The organism is Dactylosporangium fulvum (assembly GCF_025137375.1).
Classification (GTDB): domain Bacteria; phylum Actinomycetota; class Actinomycetes; order Mycobacteriales; family Micromonosporaceae; genus Dactylosporangium; species Dactylosporangium fulvum.
Genome location: NZ_CP073720.1, coordinates 1,000,446 through 1,014,020, shown reverse-complemented (window position 1 = coordinate 1,014,020; position 13,575 = coordinate 1,000,446). Strand labels below are relative to the sequence as shown.

Sequence of the window (13,575 nt, the reverse complement as noted above, 5' to 3'; positions counted from 1 at the left end):
CCCGGCTCAGTACGCGCTGACGCCGTAGGCGCCGGCCGCCCGGCCCGCCGGTGCGTAGTAGCTCGTCCCGCCGGTCGTGCAGGAGCCGCTGCCGCCCGACGTGATGCCGATGCCGACGGTGCCGGCGAAGAGCGGGCCGCCGCTGTCGCCGGGTCTGGGACGCGGACGCCGCCGGAGCGGGTGGCACGTTTCCGGGATTCGAGTGGTCGCCGGTCCGCCTAACGTTCTTGGCAACACACCAACGCGACATTCTCGAAGGAAGACATCATGAGCGACTGGGACACCGGCGACACCGGCTACGACGGCGGCAGCGACGTGGACTTCGGCCACTACGAGGCCGGTCAGCAGCACGGCGAGCTCGACCAGCTGCACCAGGTCGACGCCAGCGACTCGTCCTACAACAGTGACTTCAACGTCTACGAGCAGGACAGCGCCAACGCCGAGTCGACCGACTTCCAGCAGGGCCACAGCGTCCAATGGACCGACGGCAACGGCGCCAGCTACTCCGAGACCGACTTCACCAACTACAGCCACGACGAAGCCTCCACCGACCACATCTTCGCCGCCGACGGCAGCGTCTCGGCCAACGACTCCCAGTTCTCACAGATCGACGCCCTGCGCCAGCAGATCAACTCCTCGTTCGCCACGGGCACCGAATTCCACGGCAACGCCGGCGAACTGGGCGTGGCCTCCAACTAACATCGACCAACCAAAAACGGCCGGTCACCCTCCCGGGTGACCGGCCGCCTGGTGCTCAGCGACCGGCCTGGGCAGCGGGGCCGAAGCCATAACCGCACGACCAAGGTGCCCGGCCGGACTGGAGATCGTGCGCTTCGGTCAGGGCACGGTGTCGAGGGTCCGGCGCAGCACTGCCCGGTGCGTGTTCACCAATTCCGGCCCCGGCTCGATGCCGAACCGCTCCGCCAGCACCTGGCGGGCCCGCTGATAGGTCTGCAGGGCGGCTACCGCGTCGCCCATCCCGTACTGCGCGCGCATCAGCCGATCCCAAGCCCGCTCGCGTTCCGGGTGCTGGCGGAGGAAGTCCAGCAGCACGTGCCAGGCCTGCTCATAGGCGCCCAGGCGCAGCAACACGGTCGCGTACTCCTCGACTGCCGCCTTCCACCGAAGGTTGAGGTCGGCCGCCCGGGCGGCGAGCACCGGCCCGAGCGGGATGCCTTGGAACGGAGTGCCGTGGTAGCGCTGCAGCGCCTGCTCCAGCGGCATGACCGCGCCGTCGTGGTCCGACCGCGCCAGATGCCTCCGCGCGGTCGCGAGCCACGAATCGAACTCCGCGACGTCGGTCTCGACCAGGACGCCGGGGGGCAAACTCAGCGCCCAGCCCTCGTCAACGGCGGTCAGCGGGCTGGCGGTGTCGTCGAGGCTCAGCCCGATGGCGCCGGTCAGCCAGCGCCGTAGCGTCGACATGCTGTTGCGGAGGTTGGCGGCGGCGGACGGCGGCACCGTGTGTTCCCACAGTTCGGCAACCAGCTTGCGCCGGGCTACGAACCATCGGGGATCCAGGAGGGCCAGTGCGAGCACCGTACGCTGCCGGGCGACCGGTGGCGGGTAGGGTCGCTCGCCGACGAACACCTGAAGCGGACCGAGAAGCCTGAACCGAAGCCGTACCAACGTGCTCTTCTGATCCGGCACGTGCCGGAAATCGGGACCACTGGCCACCCGCGAAGCCTGGCAGCTGACAGTACACTCGCAGTACACAATCGGTTTCGCCGCTACCCGAGCCGCAGGCTCCGCGCGGGCCGGTCGCCGTCGGCGCGGCCGCGCCGACGGCTCACCGCCAACGAGGTCAGGCCGACGAGAGCCCGCAACATCCTTGATCCGGTGCGCGTATCCGTTGCCATCGTCCCCCACAAGATTCGCAGTACAACGCTGGCCACAGCATCATCCGATCGACTGCGCACAGTTCCGCGCATTTGTCGATGCATATAGATCTGTCGAGATCGTGCCGGCGCGATACGCGGCTGCCACGCGTGATCCGTCGCCGCCGTTGACGGTGATGGTCAGCGCTTCGGCGGCGGTCCACAGTCGCCGCCTTATGGCAGGTCGACGTCCTCGATGCCGAGTGGACCTCGGTGACGTGGCCGCGGATCTCCGGAAGCCGGCCGGGTCGAAGGATTGGCCGCCACGCACGCCGGTGCACGGTCGCGGCGTGCAGTCGCGGTAGCGCTCCGCTGCTGCCACCCGGCAGGCAGCGTGCGGCGATCGGCGTCAGTTTCCGGACACCGGCCCTCGAAAAATAGCTCTCCGATGCCGGCAACGTCGGCCGGTTCGGTCTGCATCTATCAACACGCATCACGGGGATGCCGGCCGGCGCCCACCATTCATCGACGTAGGGGAAGGAGATCGTGGTGGAGGTGTCGTCGTCGGTCGTAGCAGGCGTATTTCCTGTTGAATCGGCTCATTCGGGCACAGAGAGGTTGGTCGGCGTGGATTCCTTGGCCGACGAGTTCGGTGATTTCGTGCGATCCCGCACGCCGTCACTGCTGCGGTCAGCGTTCCTGCTCACGGGTGACCAGCACCTTGCGGAGGACCTGGTGCAGAACGCGTTGATCCGCACGCATCAGGCCTGGCGACGCCTGCACCACACAGGCAATGCCGAGGCGTACACACGAAAGATCATGTACCACCTGCAAGTCGCCTGGTGGCGGCGAGGCAAGGTCGTGGAGTCCCTGACCGAGGACGTGACGGAAACACTGCGAGGCACACGCCGCGACGCGTCGGACACCGGCGACCACGCGACCGCCACGGCAGTGCGCGTCACCCTGCAAGCAGCGCTGCTGCGGCTGACCAACCGCCAGCGGGCGGTCCTGGTGCTGCGCTTCTTCGAGGACCGCAGCGAAGTTGCGGCGGCCGAGCTGATGGGAGTCTCGGTCGGCACCATCAAGAGCCAGACAGCGAAAGCGTTGGCACGGCTCCGCACGATCGCACCCGAATTGAACGAGCTCTACTTCACGGGGGTAGCCCGATGAACAGTGTCAACTCGCGGCAGTTCCACGCCGATCTCGCCGAGATCGCGGACCTTGCCACGCCGGTAGACCTGCACGCTCGAGTGCTGCATGGTTCGAAGCGGCAGTCGCAGCGCCGGACAGCCCTCGTCTCGATCGCGGCCTTCGCGATCGTCGCGGCCAGCGGCGCCGCCTTCGCCCTGGCGCCACGCTCGAACGACAGCACCGAGCCCGGCTCGGTACCGACCGTCTCAAGCACCGACACCACCAGCCCCGAAACGCCCCCGACACCCACCGGCTCGACAGCACCCAGCAGCGCACCCGCGTCGGACACGTCAGGCACGTCGAACGTGTCGGCCAAACTCACATTGGGCCCGTGGACGACGTCCAGCGGCAAGCAGTCACTACCCGGCACGCTGTACTACCTGACCGGCGCGACCACCGGCAGCACCGAACCAATCAAGATCAACCTGCTGGCCGGCGGCATCCTACGCACGACGACACTGCGGGGCCCGGTAGGACAATACGGCTGCGCACGCCAGTCGATCGTGTTCTCACCCGACGGCAACTCGGTGGCATGGGTCGAAGGCGGCAACCAGCAGTCCAACAGCGGAACGCTCGTCGTGGCATCACTGCACGACGGCGGGCAGAAAGTCGTCACGAGCGGTCCGGTCCGATGCGACGGAGGATCAGGCCCGAAGTGGATGCCCGACTCGCGTGGCCTGATCGTGAGCACGGCACACGGAAACAAGGCCGACGTGAACATCGTCAACGTGAACACCGGCGCGACCACCGCCGCACCAGCGGCCTGGGGCGACTACCTGGCCTGGTCAGCGAACGGCGCCTACGTCGCCTACGCAGAGCAAGACAACATCGTCGTCGCCACCGCGGCCGGCACGGTCACCAAACGAGTCCCCTACGACATCAACTGCTGCACCGGCGGCTTCTCGGTCCAAAGCATCTCCAACGACGGCCGCTACGTCGGCGTCAGCTACCACAACAGCGACCCGAGCACGGTCCGCAACGCGATGAAGATCGTCGACCTGACCACCGGCAAAGAAGTCGACCTCGGCAGGACCCCACCCCCGAACGGATCGATCCAGATCATCCTCACCGGAACCGACCGCCTCTTCTGCATCAAAATCACCGACACCTCGACAGACGTGGAACTCAACCGCCCCGGCAACCAGGAAAGCCTGTCGATCCCCCTGACCGGCCAACCCCAGATCCGCGCATACCACCCATAACAAACCACCCCAAGAGCGCATCGCCGTCGAACAAGACCACTTGTTCGACGGCGATACGCCGCGTCAAGCTCGTGATCAAGAGACCGGTCCTGCCACGATGACGCAACCCCAAGGGTCCGAGCCAAGCCGGCATACGGCGTCACCACGCGAACCACACAAGCGCAGGTCACGCGAGGGTGGTGAGCCCGATGACGCGCGAGCCGAGTGCCGTCGAGGCGGCCGTCGCCCGACTCGGCAAGCATGATCTGTTCAGCAGCGGCCTCTGGCCGGGGCTGACGATGCCAGCCCCGGCGGCGGTGCGGTGGTGCGGAACACGTTCAGCGCGGGCGCGTCGGGTGGCCGGGTCAGCCGGGCGGTACCGCTACCAGGGTCTCGCCCAGCGCCCGGGCCACCGACCAGTGCACGAGGTTCCGGGTGACCAGCTCGTCGACCGAGGCCAGCGGGCCGCGCAGGTATCGGTCGGCGACGATCCGCCGGGCGTCGTCCGGCCCGATCCCGTGCAGCGACGCGATAATGGTCTCCGGCGCGGTGTTGATGTCGACAAGGCCGCCGTCGTCGAATGTGCGCGACAGGTCGGGTCGCCCGATGCGCAGCTCACGCGCGATCGACGGGTGGTAGTTGACGAGCTGCCGCGCCTGCTCCCGTCGTACCCTCTGGGTCAGCTCGACCGCCGCGGACGGCTCCGGAGGGCGGCCAGGCGGGCGGATGATGATGAGTGCGCCGGCCACCGAGCCACCCACGGTCGCCACGAGGAGGACAAGCACCCCTACGCCTGCCCAAGGCCCGCCTTCGTATGACGGCCCGTCCAGCTCCATGGCAATGACGAAGAACACGAGCAGCGCGAGAAACGCCGCCGCGACGAGGCCCAACATCCGGCTGCGGTAGCGGATGGCGAGGACGCCGACGACCGCCCAGCTCGTCAAACCGCACGTCAGCAGCGGTATGGCGCCCGCGATGGCGGCGGCCAGCCAGACCGGAAAGTCGTATTGCGGTGGGGCGGGCGGCGGCGTGGCGGGCAGCAGTACAGCGGGCGGCAACACCGTGGGCTGCAGCACGGCGGTCGGCGGGCGCGGGGCCGGCGGTTGGTGCCGGTGGCCGTTGACCGCCGGACGTGGCGGTTCGGGCGCGGCCAGTGAGGGCTCCGCGCGCAGGATCCCGCGGTGCAGCTCCTGCAGCCGCTCGCTGGGCTCGACGCCGAACTCCTCGGTGAGCAGCTGGCGGGCGTCGCGGAATGCGGCCAGCGCCTCCGGCTGCCGACCGCACCGGTAGAGCGCCAGCATCGACAGGTACCGCAGCTCCTCGCGCAAGGGAAACTCGACGACCAGCTCGGCGAGCCTCGGTATGAGCTGGGCGTGGTGGCCGCGCTCCATCTCCAGCGCCGCCCAGGACTCCAGAGCGGTCGCCCGGCTCTCGGCGAGCCGGTCCCGGGTCGCGTCGAACAGCGCGCCGGACAACCCGGCGAGCGCATTGCCCTGCCAGAGTCCCAGCGCGCGCTGCAGCAGCCCGCTGGCGTCGGCCAGCCGGCCCTCCGCTCGCGCGGCTTGCGCCTCCTGCAAATGGCTGTGGAAGACGTCGGCATCCAGCCGCTCCGGGCCGACCGAGAGCTGGTATCCGGCGTCGGTCAAGGCGAGCAGGCTGCCCGGGCTTCGCGGCGACCGGTCGGGCTCCAGCACCCGCCGCAGCCCGGCCACGTATTTCTGCACCACGTTCGCGCCGTTCTCCGGCGGCTCCGTCGGGACCGACCGGTTCGCGTTGATCAGGAGCGCGGTCAGCACTGCCCGCTGCTTCGCCGGCCCGAGGTCGAGCTCCGCCTCACCCCGCCAGGCGCGCACAGGCCCGAGAATCTCAAAACGCGGCAACTCCTGCCCGTCCGGCGTCCTGGCCACCCCGACCTCCCTGTGCCGCCGGACAGTTTACGGGTGGCCCGGCTGACCCCCAACCAGGTACAACGCGCCGACGGCAGTGCGATCGCAGTGCCCGGCAGCGCGACGGCAGTCAATCGGCAGCGGGTTCCTTGACGATGTGTCGGCGGCCGACGGTCGCCTGTGAGAACGATCCATGAGAGGGACGAATGCTGTCCAGATTCATCGTCGGTTCGGTGCTCGGCACCGCCCTGATCGCCACGCTGACCGGCTGCTCGGCCGGCGGGTCGACGGCCGCGCCCGCCTCGTCCGCGGCGTCTCCGGCGCCGGAACCCGCGACGGTGCTGGCCGCCGCGGTCGCCAAGACCGCCGGGGTCAACCTGAAGGTGGTCCTCGCCGGCGACAAGGCCGAGGAGAACGTGACGGGCAGTTACGACGCGACGCACAAAATCGGGTCGATCGCGCAGGCATCGGGCACCGATCGCATGACGATCATCGCCACTCCCGACGACCTGTACCTCGCCGGCCTGAGCGACTTCAAGGGCAAGACCATGCACCTGAAGATCGCGAAGCTCGACGCGAAGAGCCCGCTCGCCATGTTCGCCGACGTCCTCACGCCGCTGACCCTGCTGACCGGCGTCAAGGACGTCAGCTTGACCGCGCCGGGCTCGTTCACCGGCACCCTGGACCTGACGAAGGCGCAGGGCGCCACGCCCGGCTCGCGGAAGTTCCTCGACTACGTGCTGGCGGCCGCGGCCGACCGGGCCAAGGCGGTGAAGTTCACCGCGTCGGTCAACGAGCAGGGCTACCTGGCCGAGTTCGACGCCACGCTGCCCAACATCGCCGACGGCAAGGACGGCGAGTACAACCTGAAGTTCTCGGACTTCGGCTCGCCGGTCACCATCACGAAGCCGACCGGCTCGAAGGTGGTCGAGGCACCCGCCGCCCTGTACAGCCAGCAGTGAGCTGCGTGCGCATCGGCGCCACGGGGGCACCGATGCGCACGCTCAGCCACCTCAGGGTGCGGCGACGACAGCCGCGTTGGTTGTCCCGGTCGTGTCCGGCAAGACGGTGACGATCACCGCCCCGCCTGCCGCGGAGGTCGAAGAGGCATCCGAGGGTCAGTACGAGTCTTTCAGCCGTCCCTGATCGCCCCAACGACCAACCGGGGAGCCCCGCATGGTCTGCCCCCGTGAAGGCCGACCTCAGACAGCGGCGCGGCGCCGTAGTCAGAGAAAGCGGAGTGGGCGGTCACTCAAGCGAGGTCCGGAGAAGGCGATCGACGTTGCCTGCGGGGCCGGCGTGTCCGTCGGCACCGTGTCCACGTTCCTGCGGGAGCAGGATTGATCATGACGGTTTCCACCCGCCCCAGAAGCGGCCCTACACACATTCAGGGCCGATCCCTGCGGAGGAATCTGCCCTGATCTACTGCTTGCGGTGGAGCGGACGATGCACCATGCGAACCACTCGATCATGATTCCTGGCCTCGCCCTGCCGGCCGCGACCGTCAACGCGGGTCGCAGGCATTGACCTACTCGGGCTCACGCTGCGGCGCCGCCCGCGCAACGTCACAGTGCGCCGGATAAGCGCCGACGGACCGAGCACGCGACGGCGAGCCATGTATACAGCGACGGCTTCCTGATATCATCAGTGTCGTGAGAACCATCATCGACGTGGACGACGAACTACTTGAGGCCGCTCAATCCGAGTTGGGGACCGCGACGAAGAAGGACACCGTCAACGAGGCGCTGCGCTACGTGGCTGAGCGCAAGGCACGATCGCGCGCCGTCCTTGACGATCCGTTCTTCCTCGGCGGGTCCGACCTGACCGACCCAGATGTGATGCGTGGCGCCCGGCGTTGACCACGCTGTTCCTCGCCGACACCTCTGCGTACATGGTTGCGCGTCGATCATCGGCGGCCGAGACCCGGCTCAGGACGCTGGCGGCGGACGGAACGCTGGCCACCTTCGTCACCGTTGACCTCGAACTGGGCTATTCGGCGCGCACCCCCGCCGAGCATCAAGGGATCTTTCGCATTCGTGGTCAACTCGTCCAACTCGCCTCCGTCGACGAGATCGCCCTTCGGGCACGCGAGGTTCAGGCCCTCATGGCGACCCGAAGTCAACACCGCGCCGCAGGCGTGATGGACCTGCTTACCGCCGCCGCCGCCGAGCACTACGGCGCCTCCGTCCTGCACTACGACGCCGACTTCGACCACATCGCTGCGGTGACCGGGCAACCCGTCGACTGGGTCGCACCAAAAGGCTCCATACCTTGATCCAGCCGACGCGGTAGCCAGACCGATGTACACACTGCGAGCCCCCACCAGCAGCGGGCCGCGCCGATGGGCGTACACGCAGGTGGCGGCACCGGTGGAGCGGACGATGCACCATTCGAACGGCACGATCATCGTGGTCGGAACTCCGCTGGCCAAGTGTTTGGCCAGCTCACGCCGCTAAAATTCGAGGTTGCGGCCAGCGCCACCAGACTGTGCGCGGGAGCGAGAGCCGCGCACAGCCGGACACCGACGTGCGGATCACCCAGCCAGGCCCGCGGATCACCGCCGAGATCGCCGACATCGAGCAGCAACGACGCCCGGCAATACGGATCTTCCGCTGAAGCCGCCTGCCGCAACAGTTCCCGCAATAGCTCAGACCGCCGCACTCTCAGGGCAGGATGCCGCACCAGCATCACGGCCGCGCTCGCCGTGACCGTTCGGGTCCGTTCGCGGGCGCTGTGATGCAGCATGGGCTCGACCGCAGCGAACAGCTTCGGCAGCAGGTCGAAACAGTCCATCACCGCAGCCGCCAGCAACGCCTTGCCCGGCTCGTCGGCGTCGGTCCAGTCGAAGACAGATCGGCGCTCGATCAAGTACTCGTCTAGCCAGGCGGCGACCACCGGGTTGTCGCGTATGCGGCCAAGTTCACGCAACAGCTCCATGTCGGGCTCGCCGCACACGGTCCGGGCCACCTCGCGGAAGAACCAGATGACACCTTCCCGCAGCGTGGGGTTGTCGGCGCCAAAGCCCGGCTCGCCGATCCACCGCGCCAGCAAGGGCAGCGCGGCTGCCGTTGCCGGGGTGAGCCGGCCGCCGCAGTACAACGCACTCCACAGGTAGGAGTACGGAACGCCCTTCGCCGGGTAGTAATCCGTCGAGTCGACAGCCACCTCGGCCAGTTCATCGCGGCGCAGTGCCGCAAGATACACAGGAGCCGAGCTTGCGACACCGTAGGCATGGAACAGCCGATCCCAGACCACGTTGTCGGTGCCCACCGCCGGACCATATCCGAGCGATGTCCATGATCGAACGGCATGCGGCACACGTTGCCCGATCGCCCATGAAGGCCGACCTCAGACAGCGGCGCGGCGCCGTGATCGGGGAAAGCGGAGTGGGCGGTCACTCAAGCGAGGTCCGGAGAAGGCGATCGACGTTGCCTGCGGGGCCGACGTGTCCGTCGGCACCGTGTCCACGTTCCTGCGGGAGCAGAATTGATCATGACGGTTTCCACCCGGCCCGGAAGCGGCCGTACACGCATTCAGGGCCGATCCCTGCGGAGGAATCAGCCCTGATCTACTGCTTTGTGGTGGAGTTGAGGGGACTCGAACCCCTGACCCCCTCGATGCGAACGAGGTGCGCTACCAGACTGCGCCACAACCCCAATCGGCCCGCCAAGCGAACCGGCGCTAAGAGTAACAGGTCCCCAGACCCGCACGCGAATCAGATCACTGGCCCGATGCCTTCGTGTCGTACGGGCGGCCACGCAGGGCGGACAGGCGGGCGGCCTCGCGGCGGGCGCGGTCGCGTTCGGCCAGCTGGCGGGCCACCGCCTCGCGCCGTTGGGCCGCCCTGCGGAGCTGCTCGCGGCGGACCTGGGCCTGGCGGCGGGCGATCCATGCGGCGTACTGCGCCTCGCGCCGCCGGCGGCGACGGTCGGCCAGCGCGCGGGTCCGCAGGTGGGCCAGGTAGGTGACGAGCAGCACGCCGGTGACCGCGGTGCTGACCCAGAATCCCGGGCCGACCAGCGCGACCCCGCACAACTCCACCAGGTTGAGCAGCACCAGCGCCAGCAGCACCCGGCGGCGGCGGTAGATCGCACGCGGCGGGCGCTGGACCCGGCGCCGCCGGGCGGAGGACGGCACCGACTTGAGCGGCCGGCGGCCACCGGAAGCCGCCCCGGCCGCGGCCGAGCCCCGAGCCGACGCCGACGCGGCGGCCGCCGCCGTGGAGGCACGCGCGGCGGCGTCACGCACGGCCTGCGGGGTGGCGGTGCCCGATGTGACGCGGGGCACCACGATGCGCGGCGGGTTGACCGGGCGGCGGCCCGGAATCGTGCGGCGCCGACGATCCGCACGGGTCAGCACCCGTGCGGTCGACAACGCTCGCTCCGCCACCAGCCGCTCTGTAGCGTCGTATCGGCGCACCAACGCGGGCGCCAGAGCCAGTAGCCCAGCAGCGGCAAGGACGGCGAGGAGCACCGAGGTCGGCACCCTCACTCCTCCTGTTCCCACCTCGTCGCGCCAGTCCCCCCAGGCGCGTCGAGTCATCCAAGTTTGTGGAAGTTACAACGCGGTAACTCCGCCTCAGACAGTACGGCCCGAGCGGCGTATCACCACGTCAACACGCAGGAGTAAACCGGTAATGCGATCTGAGTAACGCAAAAAGCAGCTAAGCGGCGGCGGCCGACAGCTTGTGCCAGCGGGCCAGGAGCCCGCTCTCGCCGGCGAGGTCCTCGGTGGTCATCGCGTATCCGAGGTGGTCACGCCAGTCGCCGTCGATGTGGAGGTACCGGTGATGGTAGGCCTCCTGGCGGAAACCGAGCTTCTCGACGACCCGGCGGCTGGCCAGGTTGTCCGGCCGGATGTTGACCTCGATGCGGTGCAGGCCGCCGACGCTGAAGGCGTGGTCGACGACGAGCGCCAACGCGGTCGGGATGATGCCCCTGCCGGCGAAGCGGGCGTCGATCCAGTAGCCCGCATACCCGGAGCAGAAGGCGCGGCGAACGATGTTGCCGAGGGTGATCTGGCCGACGAGCGTGCCGTCGTTGCAGACCGCGAACGGCATCGCGCTGCCCTGCCGGGCCGCCCGCCGCAGGTCGGCGTGGACGGCGCGGAAGGCGGCCGGCGAGTTGAGGTCGTACCAGGTGCCATACGGCGTGGGCTCCCACTTGGCCAGCCACTGCTCGTTGGCCCGGCGCACCTCGGCCCAGGCGCGCGCGTCCGAACGGCGGTAGGGCCGAAGCATCACCGGGCCGTCAGAGAGCACCGCAGGCCAACCTGGCTGACTCATCGCCGCCTATCCAACAGTAGGACGTCAACGGTGGACCCGGCGGCCGCACTGATGACCTTCTCGCCGAGCACCATGAGCCCGTTCGCGTCGGCCAATCCTGACAGGGTGTAGGGCCCTCCCGCCAGAGGGGCGACGGTGTAGCCGCCGCCGCGGCGCTCGGTGATATACGCCGGGCGGAACTCCCGCATGCCGGACGGCGAGCTGACGGTCTCCAGCAGGTGGGCGCGCACGCTCGGCCGGAAGACCGGGTCGGCGCCGGCGAGCAGCTGGATCACCGGGCGGGCGAGGACCTCGAAGCCGATGAGGGCGGCGCCCGGGTCGCCGGGCAGGCACACGATCGGCACGCCGTTGGAGCCGCCGAACATGCCGTAGCCGAGGGAGGAGCACGGGTAGACCGACAGGTCGGAGAAGACAACCTGGCGGGACAGGATCCGGCGGACCATGTCGCCCGGGCCGGTGCCCGTGCCACCGGTGGTGATGATCAGGTCGGCCCGGAGCATCTGGTCGTCCAGCAGGCCGCGGAGGCCCTCGGGATCGTCGTCACAGATGCCGACGCGGTACGCGTGGGCGCCGGCCTCGGCGGCGGCCGCCGTCAACGCGTGCGAGTTGGCGTCGACGACCTGCCCCGGCTGGCTGGCCCGGCCGACGTCGACGAGCTCGTCGCCGGTGGCGATGACCACGACCCGCGGGCTCGGCCGGACGACCACGTGGCCGATGCCGCTCGCGGCCAGTACCGACACCAGGGGCGGCGTGACGTAGGCGCCGGCGCGTGCCAGGACCGCCCCGGCGGGCAGCTCGTCGCCGGCCCGCCGGACACCGTGGCCGCGCTTCGTCGGGTGGTACACCTCGACCGCGGCCATGCCCTGGTCGGTCATCCCCGGCGGCACGACCACGTCGGCGCTGACCGGCATCAGGGCACCGGCGGCGACGGAGAAGCAGGTGCCCGGGGTGAGCCGGACCGGGCGCCAGCTCGAGGCGACCAGGTCGCCGACGACGCTCAGCCGGACCGGGCGGCCCGGCTGAGCGTCGCTGATGTCGTCGAAGCGCGCGGCGTAGCCGTCGATGGCGGCGTGGTCGAACGCGGGCACGGGACCCGGTCCGACCACGTCCTCGGCGAGCACGTTGCCGTGCGCGGCGGTGATCTCCAGGTCCAGCGGGGGCAACGGGCGCAGCCCTCGGAGCACGCCGGCCAGGTAGTCGGCGAGTGGGACGCGCGCGTTCGGCCCGACGCCCGCGTCACGCGAGGCGTCGTGGTGGGAGCCCGTCGCTGGAACCGCTGTCACCCGCGCAGATCCTTCTCCACGAACTGCGTCAGCCACTGGCTGAACGCCGGACCGAGATCGTCGCGCTTCACCGCCAGCTGGACGACCGCCTGCAGATACCCGAGGGGCATGCCGGTGTCGTACCTGGTTCCCCGATAGACGACTCCGTGAACAGGAGTGCCCTCGGCGAGCAGCAGCGCCATCGCGTCGGTCAGCTGGATCTCGCCGCCGGCGCCCGGCCCGATCCGGCGGATGGCGTCGAACAGGGTGGGGGGCAGCACATACCGCCCGATGACCGCGAGGTTGCTCGGGGCCTCCTCGGGCTTGGGCTTCTCGACCAGGCCGGTGACGCGGAGCACCTCGCCCCCGTCGACGCTGAGGTCGGAGGGCTCGACCGAGGCGATGCCGTAGCGGCTGCACTCCTCCGGCTCGACCTCGATGAACGCGAGCACGATGCCGCCGGTCTGCGCCTGCAGGTCGAGCATGGCGGGCAGCAGCGGCTCGGTCTCCTCGACGAACTCGTCGCCGAGCAGGCAGGCGAACGCCTCGTTGCCGACGTGCGACTCGCCGTAGGAGATCGCGTGTCCCAGCCCGAGCGGCTCCCCCTGCCGGCAGGTGTAGATCTCGGCCAGCTCGCTGGGACGCTTGACGGCGGCGAGCCGCTCCTCGTCGCCCTTCTCGGCGAGCCGGGCCTCCAGATCCGGTCGTCGGTCGAAGTGGTCCACCATGGAGGTCTTGCCGCGCCCGGTCACCAGGAGGATGTCCCTGATGCCGGCGGTGGCCGCCTCCTCGACGATGTACTGCAGGACCGGCCGGTCGACCACCGGGAGCAGTTCTTTCGGCACGGCCTTGGTCGCCGGGAGGAAGCGGGTGGCCAGCCCCGCCGCCGGGATCACGGCTTTGACAGCCCGCTGGCGCGTCTGCGCGGGCTGGTGAGGAGTCGTGTCAGGCATG

The 13,575-nt window shown here is 69.4% G+C and carries 14 protein-coding genes and 1 tRNA gene; 6 read left to right on the top strand and 9 right to left on the bottom strand.

Going from position 1 to position 13,575, the window contains the following annotated elements; translation table 11 throughout:
* Nucleotides 1-6 precede the first annotated feature (6 nt).
* The gene (locus tag Dfulv_RS48385) at nt 7-234 is read right to left on the bottom strand and encodes a trypsin-like serine protease (protein ID WP_264675834.1); all 228 of its coding nucleotides are present in this window, start codon (nt 232-234) and stop codon (nt 7-9) included.
* Nucleotides 235-267: 33 nt separating this feature from the next.
* On the opposite strand from Dfulv_RS48385, the gene Dfulv_RS04750 reads away from it, so the two are divergent.
* Nucleotides 268-699 carry a hypothetical protein gene (locus tag Dfulv_RS04750; protein ID WP_259858843.1) on the top strand — a complete coding sequence of 144 codons (432 nt, stop codon included), beginning with the start codon at nt 268-270 and terminating at the stop codon, nt 697-699.
* A 138-nt stretch (nt 700-837) separates the two neighbouring features.
* Here the strand turns inward: Dfulv_RS04750 and Dfulv_RS04745 are convergent, their stop codons facing one another.
* Nucleotides 838-1,539, bottom strand: coding sequence for an AfsR/SARP family transcriptional regulator (locus Dfulv_RS04745; RefSeq protein ID WP_259861387.1), 702 nt, complete (start codon nt 1,537-1,539; stop codon nt 838-840).
* 905 nt (nt 1,540-2,444) lie between these two features.
* Between Dfulv_RS04745 and Dfulv_RS04740 the strand changes: the two genes are divergently transcribed.
* Nucleotides 2,445-2,987, top strand: coding sequence for a SigE family RNA polymerase sigma factor (locus Dfulv_RS04740; RefSeq protein ID WP_259867420.1), 543 nt, complete (start codon nt 2,445-2,447; stop codon nt 2,985-2,987).
* A complete protein-coding gene (locus Dfulv_RS04735) occupies nt 2,984-4,210 on the top strand; it encodes a TolB family protein (RefSeq protein ID WP_259861386.1) in 1,227 nt (408 codons plus the stop codon). The genes Dfulv_RS04740 and Dfulv_RS04735 overlap by 4 nt, the downstream gene beginning before the upstream one ends.
* A gap of 344 nt (nt 4,211-4,554) precedes the next feature.
* Here Dfulv_RS04735 and Dfulv_RS04730 read toward each other — a convergent pair whose 3' ends face one another.
* Nucleotides 4,555-6,096 carry a BTAD domain-containing putative transcriptional regulator gene (locus Dfulv_RS04730; RefSeq protein ID WP_259861385.1) on the bottom strand — a complete coding sequence of 514 codons (1,542 nt, stop codon included), beginning with the start codon at nt 6,094-6,096 and terminating at the stop codon, nt 4,555-4,557.
* Nucleotides 6,097-6,281: 185 nt separating this feature from the next.
* Between Dfulv_RS04730 and Dfulv_RS04725 the strand changes: the two genes are divergently transcribed.
* The 3 genes from Dfulv_RS04725 to Dfulv_RS04715 all read left to right on the top strand — a co-directional run bounded on the left by Dfulv_RS04725 (nt 6,282) and on the right by Dfulv_RS04715 (nt 8,350).
* Nucleotides 6,282-7,037, top strand: a complete 756-nt coding sequence (locus Dfulv_RS04725; protein ID WP_259861384.1) for a hypothetical protein — start codon at nt 6,282-6,284, stop codon at nt 7,035-7,037.
* A 690-nt stretch (nt 7,038-7,727) separates the two neighbouring features.
* Nucleotides 7,728-7,934 (top strand): type II toxin-antitoxin system VapB family antitoxin, encoded by a 207-nt coding sequence (locus Dfulv_RS04720; RefSeq protein WP_229836992.1) that lies wholly within the window; start codon nt 7,728-7,730, stop codon nt 7,932-7,934.
* Nucleotides 7,931-8,350 carry a PIN domain-containing protein gene (locus tag Dfulv_RS04715; protein ID WP_259861382.1) on the top strand — a complete coding sequence of 140 codons (420 nt, stop codon included), beginning with the start codon at nt 7,931-7,933 and terminating at the stop codon, nt 8,348-8,350. The genes Dfulv_RS04720 and Dfulv_RS04715 overlap by 4 nt, the downstream gene beginning before the upstream one ends.
* A 128-nt stretch (nt 8,351-8,478) precedes the next feature.
* Here Dfulv_RS04715 and Dfulv_RS04710 read toward each other — a convergent pair whose 3' ends face one another.
* The 6 genes from Dfulv_RS04710 to Dfulv_RS04685 all read right to left on the bottom strand — a co-directional run bounded on the left by Dfulv_RS04710 (nt 8,479) and on the right by Dfulv_RS04685 (nt 13,574).
* Nucleotides 8,479-9,345 (bottom strand): hypothetical protein, encoded by an 867-nt coding sequence (locus Dfulv_RS04710; protein ID WP_259861381.1) that lies wholly within the window; start codon nt 9,343-9,345, stop codon nt 8,479-8,481.
* 309 nt (nt 9,346-9,654) lie between these two features.
* Nucleotides 9,655-9,731: transfer RNA gene (locus Dfulv_RS04705), tRNA-Ala, on the bottom strand.
* A 64-nt stretch (nt 9,732-9,795) separates the two neighbouring features.
* Nucleotides 9,796-10,566 (bottom strand): divisome protein SepX/GlpR, encoded by a 771-nt coding sequence (sepX, locus tag Dfulv_RS04700; protein ID WP_406567930.1) that lies wholly within the window; start codon nt 10,564-10,566, stop codon nt 9,796-9,798.
* A 172-nt stretch (nt 10,567-10,738) separates the two neighbouring features.
* Nucleotides 10,739-11,359, bottom strand: coding sequence for a GNAT family N-acetyltransferase (locus Dfulv_RS04695; RefSeq protein ID WP_259861378.1), 621 nt, complete (start codon nt 11,357-11,359; stop codon nt 10,739-10,741).
* On the bottom strand, nt 11,356-12,642 hold the full coding sequence (locus tag Dfulv_RS04690) for a molybdopterin molybdotransferase MoeA (protein ID WP_344405466.1): 1,287 nt from the start codon (nt 12,640-12,642) through the stop codon (nt 11,356-11,358). The genes Dfulv_RS04695 and Dfulv_RS04690 overlap by 4 nt, the downstream gene beginning before the upstream one ends.
* Nucleotides 12,639-13,574, bottom strand: a complete 936-nt coding sequence (locus Dfulv_RS04685) for a UTP--glucose-1-phosphate uridylyltransferase (protein ID WP_259861377.1) — start codon at nt 13,572-13,574, stop codon at nt 12,639-12,641. Before Dfulv_RS04685 ends, Dfulv_RS04690 begins: the two co-directional genes overlap by 4 nt.
* Between the last annotated feature and the right edge of the window lies 1 nt (nt 13,575).

Excerpts from the sequence above, each read along its gene's own strand:
- Dfulv_RS04735 (WP_259861386.1), top strand. The coding sequence starts at position 2,984 with ATGAACAGTGTCAACTCGCGGCAGTTCCACGCCGATCTCGCCGAGATC.
- Dfulv_RS04695 (WP_259861378.1), bottom strand. The coding sequence starts at position 11,359 with ATGAGTCAGCCAGGTTGGCCTGCGGTGCTCTCTGACGGCCCGGTGATG.
- Dfulv_RS04685 (WP_259861377.1), bottom strand. The coding sequence starts at position 13,574 with ATGCCTGACACGACTCCTCACCAGCCCGCGCAGACGCGCCAGCGGGCT.
- Dfulv_RS04750 (WP_259858843.1), top strand. The coding sequence starts at position 268 with ATGAGCGACTGGGACACCGGCGACACCGGCTACGACGGCGGCAGCGAC.
- Dfulv_RS04725 (WP_259861384.1), top strand. The coding sequence starts at position 6,282 with ATGCTGTCCAGATTCATCGTCGGTTCGGTGCTCGGCACCGCCCTGATC.